The organism is Mycobacterium talmoniae (assembly GCF_001854525.1).
GTDB classification, from domain to species: domain Bacteria; phylum Actinomycetota; class Actinomycetes; order Mycobacteriales; family Mycobacteriaceae; genus Mycobacterium; species Mycobacterium talmoniae.
Genome location: NZ_MLQM01000004.1, coordinates 86,942 through 93,429, shown reverse-complemented (window position 1 = coordinate 93,429; position 6,488 = coordinate 86,942). Strand labels below are relative to the sequence as shown.

6 protein-coding genes are annotated in these 6,488 nt (G+C 67.8%); 2 read left to right on the top strand and 4 right to left on the bottom strand.

From position 1 onward, the window contains the following. Positions 1-517: 517 nt before the first annotated feature. Positions 518-886 (top strand): DUF732 domain-containing protein, encoded by a 369-nt coding sequence (locus BKN37_RS01995; protein WP_071020492.1) that lies wholly within the window; start codon positions 518-520, stop codon positions 884-886. A 37-nt stretch (positions 887-923) separates the two neighbouring features. Here the strand turns inward: BKN37_RS01995 and BKN37_RS29015 are convergent, their stop codons facing one another. Continuing rightward, positions 924-1,085 (bottom strand): hypothetical protein, encoded by a 162-nt coding sequence (locus tag BKN37_RS29015; protein ID WP_095406969.1) that lies wholly within the window; start codon positions 1,083-1,085, stop codon positions 924-926. Positions 1,086-1,347: 262 nt separating this feature from the next. Here BKN37_RS29015 and BKN37_RS01990 point away from each other — a divergent pair, with 262 nt between their 5' ends. Continuing rightward, entirely contained in the window at positions 1,348-2,775 is a 1,428-nt protein-coding gene (locus tag BKN37_RS01990) for an arylsulfotransferase family protein (protein ID WP_242657049.1), read from the top strand. Between the two features lie 90 nt (positions 2,776-2,865). Here the strand turns inward: BKN37_RS01990 and BKN37_RS01985 are convergent, their stop codons facing one another. The 3 genes from BKN37_RS01985 to BKN37_RS01975 are packed head-to-tail and all read right to left on the bottom strand — an operon-like array spanning position 2,866 to position 6,443. Next, entirely contained in the window at positions 2,866-3,612 is a 747-nt protein-coding gene (locus BKN37_RS01985; RefSeq protein WP_071020488.1) for a succinate dehydrogenase/fumarate reductase iron-sulfur subunit, read from the bottom strand. 52 nt (positions 3,613-3,664) lie between these two features. Beyond that, positions 3,665-5,581 carry a fumarate reductase/succinate dehydrogenase flavoprotein subunit gene (locus BKN37_RS01980; protein WP_071020484.1) on the bottom strand — a complete coding sequence of 639 codons (1,917 nt, stop codon included), beginning with the start codon at positions 5,579-5,581 and terminating at the stop codon, positions 3,665-3,667. A 40-nt stretch (positions 5,582-5,621) separates the two neighbouring features. Beyond that, positions 5,622-6,443, bottom strand: a complete 822-nt coding sequence (locus BKN37_RS01975; RefSeq protein ID WP_071020480.1) for a hypothetical protein — start codon at positions 6,441-6,443, stop codon at positions 5,622-5,624. Between the last annotated feature and the right edge of the window lie 45 nt (positions 6,444-6,488).

The window sequence follows — 6,488 nt, the reverse complement described above, 5'->3', positions numbered from 1 at the left end:
CCCCCCCCCGGTGCCCAGCCCCGCGCCCCCCGGCGGGCCGGGGCCTGTGCCGCCTCCGTCTAGGGGGCGGGCGCCGCGTGTTCTCCCCCGGTGTCTTCTCCACGGATGCCGGCACCGCCGCCGGGAGGCTCTTCCTGTTGGGCTGGGGGCTCCTGCTGGGGTGGCGGCGGCGGATTTTCTGGAGGTGGTGGTGTCGCGATCCGCGGCGAGGCCGGCGCTACCGTCCGCGGCGGTGATGGCGGGAGCGGTGGTGGATTGGGTGAGATGACGCCCGAGGGGACTGCTATCGCGGTCGGCGCGGAATGAGCGGGCGGTGCCGCACCGGCCACGCTCGGCGAGGCGCCGATCAAGGCCGTGATCGCGGCGCACTCAGCGAGTGTTCGCAGCGCGTTTAACGACCATCGTCGTCGATCGCGCCATACGATTGTGTGGTATGCAATCATGCGAATGCCCTCATGTTCCACCGTACAACCGCGCCGCGAGTTTTCTCCCCGGATTTGACGGCCGGCGCCGCCGGATGGCCACCAACGTCAGCCTCGCCGGCGCGCTGGTTAGCGCCTCGATGGTGGTGGCCGCCGCAGCTGTGTCGGGCGGTGTGGCAGCCGCCGACCCAAACCAGGACGAGCAGTTTCTAGCGCTGCTTCGTGCGGAACAGATCCCCGCCATCGATAACGTGCCAGCACTCATCGCCCGAGCCCATGACATTTGTGGCGAACTCGATCACGGCGCCTCGTTCGACGCGGTACTGGACGAGCAGATCAATCGTGCCTACGAGGACAATCCGGCCCTGCGTCTACAGTCCGCCCGCGTGGCTACCACCGGGGTCCGGTTCATCACCGCGGCAGTGAAGGTCTACTGCCCGTCCCACCAAGGCCAGCTTCCGTAGCGAGCTTGCCGGGTCTCTGCACCAGCGCCGCGGCGGGTTACCGGCGTTCGCTCAGCTCGTGGCGGTAGCCCTCGATGCGCTGCTCGATCTCGGCGGCGTCATCCGGCCGCCCGTCCTCGTAGGCGAGTCTGGCGCGGACCGACAGTTCGCGGATTGCGGTGCGAATGTCGTTGATGCTGGCGGTTTGTGGAGTGTCCATCGGCGCGGCCTTTCCGGCTAGGCGGGGCGGCGCAATGGCCGCCCCCGTTCGGGTTCGGCTATAGGTAGGGTACTGCCAAATCAGGTAAATCACGCTCCGCGGCGGTGCCACGCGTTCGATAGGGTCAGCGTTTGTGAAACCGACAAGCGCGCGTGTTCTACCGGCCAGGGCGGGTCGTTGCGCACGCCTGTGTGCGGCGGCGATGATCGCGGTCACGGCGGTGGCCGGGTGCGATTCCGCTGAGCGCCCCCGGAGCGCGCCGGTGCCGACCCCGCCGCCGACCCCGTTTCCGGTGGCGGTGCCGCAGCTGCAACTCTCGCCGCCGCCGTACACGGTCAATGTTGACGAGCCGTCGTCCAGCGCGGGCTACGTACTCCTCAATAACGGGGGTTTCAATCCCGCTGCGGCCGTCCTGAACCCGGATGCTGCGCCCGCCGCAGCCCCCCCGGTGCCCGGGGGACCGCAGATCGTCGACAAGCAGGGCCGGGTGGTGTGGTTCGGCCAGCTGCCGGCGGGCCAGAGCGCCGCCAACTTTCAGGTACAGACCTATGCCGGGCAGCCGGTGCTGACCTGGTGGCAAGGGGACCTGGGCGGCCCGGATACCTTCGGCCACGGCAACGGCGTCGACTACATCGTCGACGCGCACTACCGGGTGATCGCGACGCTGAGCCCGCAGGGGCTGCACTCGGACGTGCACGAGTTCCGGCTCACCCCCGACGGCCACGCGTTGATCACCGCCTACACCCCGGTGCCGGCCGACCTGACCGCGGTGGGCGGCCCCAAGGACGGCAAGGTGTGGGATTGCGTCGCCGCGGTCGTCGACGTGGCCAGCGGCAAGACGCTGTCCCAATGGTCGGCGCTGGCCCATGTGCCGGTCACCGACAGCGCGCTGACCACCGCCGACGCCGCGGCCTACCGGGGCGGGGTGTTCGACGCGTTCCACATGAACTCGATCGCCCTGGCCCCCGACGGCGACCTGCTGATCTCCATGCGGCACACCTCCACGGTGTACAAGGTGAGCCCCAGCACCGGGCAGATCGCGTGGCAGCTGGGCGGCAAACATTCCACCTTCGCGCTGCAGCCGGGCGTGCAGTTCGCGTTTCAGCACGACGCCCAATTCGCCGACCCGCACACCATCCGGCTGTTCAACAACGACACCGACGGCGCGGACACGCTGGGGCAGAGCAGCATCGAATGGATTCGCCTCGACGAGGCCGCGCACACCGCCACGTTGGTGCGCAACCAAACCCATCCCGGCGGGGTGCAGACCTTCGCGATGGGCAACGCCCAGCCCCTGCCCAACGGCAACACCTTTGGCGGCTGGGGCACCGGGCAACACATCAGCGAGTTCGGCCCGTCGGGTGAGCTGGTGTACGACGCGCAAACCCCGCAGGGCGCCACCTATCGCGCGTTTTTGCAGGAGTGGCGTGCGGAACCGACCGAGCCGCCGCAGGTCAGCATCGCGACCGGCGATCGGCCGACGGTCACCGCCGTCTGGAACGGGGCGACCCAGGTCCGGCAGTGGCGGGTGTTGGCCGGTGACTCCGCGACCGCGCTACACCCGGTGGCCACCGCGGAGTGGGCCGGGCTGGCGACGACGATCCCGGTGTCCCCGGCGGCCTGGTTTCAGGTGCAGGCCCTGGACAGGTCGGGGTCGGTGATCGCGACGAGCGAGCCCACCCGGCGTTGACGCGCGAGCAGCGTTGACGCGCGAGCAGACGCAAAAGCCCCCATTTCCAGCCGAAATTGGGGGCTTTTGCGTCTGCTCGCGCCGGGAGATTCAGCGCCGGAACAGCTTGTTGCCCAGCCACACCACCGGGTCGTACTTGCGGTCGACGACCCGCTCCTTCATCGGGATGATCGCGTTGTCGGTGATCTTGATGTGTTCCGGGCAGACCTCGGTGCAGCACTTGGTGATGTTGCACAGCCCCAGGCCGGCCTCGTCCTGGGCGAGGTCGCGCCGGTCGGCCTCGTCCAGCGGATGCATCTCCAACTCGGCGATGCGGATGAAGAACCGGGGCCCGGCGAAGGCCTCCTTGTTCTCCTCGTGATCGCGGATCACGTGGCAGACGTTTTGGCACAGGAAGCATTCGATGCACTTGCGGAACTCCTGGGAGCGTTCCACGTCGCGCTGGGCCATCCGGTACTCGCCGGGCTGCAGATCCTTCGGCGGCGTGAACGACGGGATCTCGCGCGCCTTCTGGTAGTTGAACGACACGTCGGTGACCAGATCCCGCACCACCGGGAACGTCCGCAGCGGGGTCACGGTGACGACCTCGTCCTCGGCGAACGTCGACATGCGGGTCATGCACATCAGCTTCGGCATGCCGTTGACCTCCGCCGAGCACGACCCGCACTTGCCGGCTTTGCAGTTCCACCGCACCGCCAGGTCGGGGGTCTGCGTCTGCTGCAGGCGGTGAATGATGTCGAGCACCACCTCGCCCTCGTTGACCTCGACGGTGAAGTCCTCCAGCGCGCCGCCGTCGTCGTCACCGCGCCACACCCGCAGGTGCGCGTCATATGTCATTGGCGCCACTCCTCCTCATCGCCACGCTGTGCATCGTCGTTGGCGCGTGTCATCAGCTTCTCCGTCCGGGGTGTTCGGCCAGCTCGTCGTCGGTGAAGTACTTCTCCAGCTCGCCGATCTCGAAAAGCTCCAGCAGGTCTTCGCGCATCGGGATTTGCGGCTCGGCGGTGACGGTGACGTTGGGCACCACCGGGTCGTCGGCCTCGCTGCGGCAGACCAGCAGGGTTTTGCGCCAGGTGGCGTCCATTGCCGGATGGTCGTCGCGGGTGTGCCCGCCGCGGCTTTCGGTGCGGGCCAGCGCGGCCTTGGCCACGCATTCGCTGACCAGCAGCATGTTGCGCAGGTCGACCGCCAAATGCCAGCCGGGGTTGAACTGCCGGTGGCCTTCCACGGCGACGTTGGCGAACCGGGCCTTGAGCTCGTCCAGCTTGACCAGGGCCTGCTCGACCTCGTCGGCCTTGCGGATGATGCCGACCAGGTCGTTCATCGCCTGCTGCAGGTCGGTGTGCAGGGTGTAGGGGTTTTCCGGTGTGCCGTCACCGTCGGGCCCGTTGAACGGCGCCAACGCCAGTTTGGCGGCGGCGTCGACGGACTCGGCCGAGACCGCCGGCCGGCTATCCAGGGCCCGCACGTAGTCGGCGGCGCCCAGCCCGGCGCGGCGGCCGAACACCAGCAGATCCGACAGCGAGTTGCCGCCCAACCGGTTTGACCCGTGCATGCCGCCCGAGCACTCGCCGGCGGCGAACAGCCCGGGGGTGGTGGCCGCGCCGCTGTCCGGGTCGACCTCGATGCCGCCCATCACGTAGTGGCAGGTCGGCCCGACCTCCATCGGTTCGGCGGTGATGTCGACCTCGGCCAGCTCCATGAACTGGTGATACATCGACGGCAGCCGGCGTTTGATCTCGTCGGTGGGCAGCCGGGACGCGATGTCGAGGTACACCCCGCCGTGCGGGCTGCCGCGGCCCGCCTTGACCTCGGAGTTGATCGCCCGGGCCACCTCGTCGCGGGGCAGCAGGTCGGGGGTGCGTCGGGCCGAGTCGTTGTCCTTGAGCCACTGGTCGGCTTCTTGTTCGGTTTCGGCGTATTGGCCTTTGAACACCGGCGGGATGTAGTCGAACATGAACCGGGTGCCCTCGGAGTTCTTCAGCACGCCGCCGTCGCCGCGCACCCCCTCGGTGACCAGGATGCCCTTGACGCTGGGCGGCCACACCATCCCGGTCGGATGGAACTGGATGAACTCCATGTTGATCAGCGTCGCCCCGGCCCGCAGCGCCAGCGCGTGCCCGTCGCCGGTGTACTCCCAGGAGTTCGAGGTCACCTTGAACGATTTGCCGATGCCGCCGGTGGCCAGCACCACCGCGGGGGCTTCGAACAGCACGAACCGGCCGGATTCGCGCCAGTAGCCGAACGCGCCGGCGATCCGGCCGTCGTCTTTGAGCAGTTCGGTGATGGTGCACTCGGCGAACACCTTGATCCGGGCTTCGTAGTCGCCGTGCTCGGCGTAATCCTCCTGCTGCAGCGAGACGATCTTCTGCTGCATGGTGCGGATCAGCTCCAGCCCGGTGCGGTCACCCACGTGGGCCAGCCGCGGGTAGGTGTGGCCGCCGAAGTTGCGCTGGCTGATCCGGCCGTCCTTGGTCCGGTCGAACAGCGCGCCGTAGGTTTCCAGTTCCCACACCCGATCCGGGGCTTCGCGGGCGTGCAGTTCGGCCATCCGCCAGTTGTTGAGGAACTTGCCGCCGCGCATGGTGTCGCAGAAATGGGTCTGCCAATTGTCTTTGGGGTTGGCGTTGCCCATCGACGCCGCGCAGCCGCCCTCGGCCATCACCGTGTGGGCCTTGCCGAACAGTGATTTGCAGACCACGGCCACGCTCAGGCCGCGTTCCCGGGCCTCAATGACCGCGCGCAACCCCGCGCCGCCGGCACCGATCACGACCACGTCGTAGGAGTGCCGTTCGACCTCAACCATGAAACCTCGCTTGTTGTGTGCTTGTGTTCGGAATCGCCTGTTAGTTAATGAATCTCAGGTCAGAAATGGTGCCGCTGGCGACCAGCGCGATGTAGAAGTCGGTGAACGCCAAGGTGGCCAGGGTGGTCCAGGCGAACTGCATGTGCCGGGTGTTGAGCTGGCTGACCTGCGTCCAAATCCAGTACCGGATGGGGTGTTTGGAGAAATGCTTGAGCCGGCCGCCGGTGGCGTGCCGGCACGAGTGGCAGCCGCCGGTGTAGGCCCACAGCAGCAACACGTTGACCACCAGGATGACGTTGCCCAACCCGAAGCCGAAGCCCTTCGGGGAGTGGAAGGCCACGATCGCGTCGTAGGTGTTGAGCAGCGCGAGCAGCGACGCGACGTAGAAGAAGTAGCGGTGGCTGTTCTGGATGATCAGCGGCAGCCGGGTTTCCCCGGTGTACCCGGCGCGCGGCTCGGGCACCGCGCAGCCCGCCGGGGACAGCCACACCGACCGGTAGTAGGCCTTGCGGTAGTAGTAGCAGGTGAGCCGGAATGCCAGCAGAAACGGTAACACCAGCATTCCCAATGGAATCCAGCGCGGGAATTCCGGTAACCACACGCCCAGGTGGCTGGAGCCCTCGACGCAGGACGCGCTGATGCACGGTGAGTAGAACGGCGTCAGGTAGTGGTACTCGGGCACCCAGTACGCGCTGCCCCAAAACGCCCGGATGGTCGCGTAGATGATGAACGCCGCCAGGCCGATGTCGGTCCACATCGGTGCCGACCACCACCGGTCGGCGCGCAACGTGCGTTGGGAGATCTGCGCGCGGGTGGCGGAGAAGACGCCGGACGCAGGACGGTTCGCGGTGGGTGCGCTCATCTGGTGTGATCCTCTACGTGGTTCATCGTGGGTGCCCCGTGACGA